Origin of the sequence: Photorhabdus namnaonensis (genome assembly GCF_001684335.1) — a bacterium.
In the GTDB taxonomy this organism is placed as follows: Bacteria; Pseudomonadota; Gammaproteobacteria; order Enterobacterales; family Enterobacteriaceae; genus Photorhabdus; species Photorhabdus namnaonensis.
The window spans coordinates 1-485 of sequence record NZ_LOIC01000074.1; the positions used below are offsets into that span (position 1 = coordinate 1).

Consider the following 485-nt stretch of genomic DNA (forward strand, 5'->3'; position numbering starts at 1 on the left):
ATCAGCCGCGCCCTGCAAATCCTCAGCGACAACACCCGTCTGCCGGAGATTGACGAGACGCTGCCGGCCAAAGCCCAGCAGCGGTTACGCGACACCCCGGATTACCGTCTGCGGGCGCGTATTCACCGGGAATTCGCGCCGGAAACCGCGGTGCTGGTGGAGTACGGGGATAAAAACAGCACCTTGCAGGGGGTTTATCAGAAACTGGTGGACCTGCACCGCTACCTGCTGACGATTCAGAACGCGCCGGTACCGGGTAAAGCCGCCCTGAGCGCCGTTCAGCAGCGGCTTGAACAGCATAACAGCGACCCGATTTTCGAAGTCCAGCAGCTGGCGAAAAACCTGCCGGAACCGCTCAATCGCTGGGTCGGCGAACTCGCCGAACAGGCCTGGCGAGTGGTGATGAAGGAAGCCATCAGCTCGCTGGAAATCGAATGGCACGATACCGTCGTCAGACAGTACCAGACCTACCTGGCCGGCCGCTA

General features: G+C 61.0%; 1 pseudogene. It reads left to right on the forward strand.

The window, feature by feature from the left end:
- A pseudogene (locus Phpb_RS14585) lies at positions 1 to 485 on the forward strand (type VI secretion system membrane subunit TssM); the annotation flags it as partial.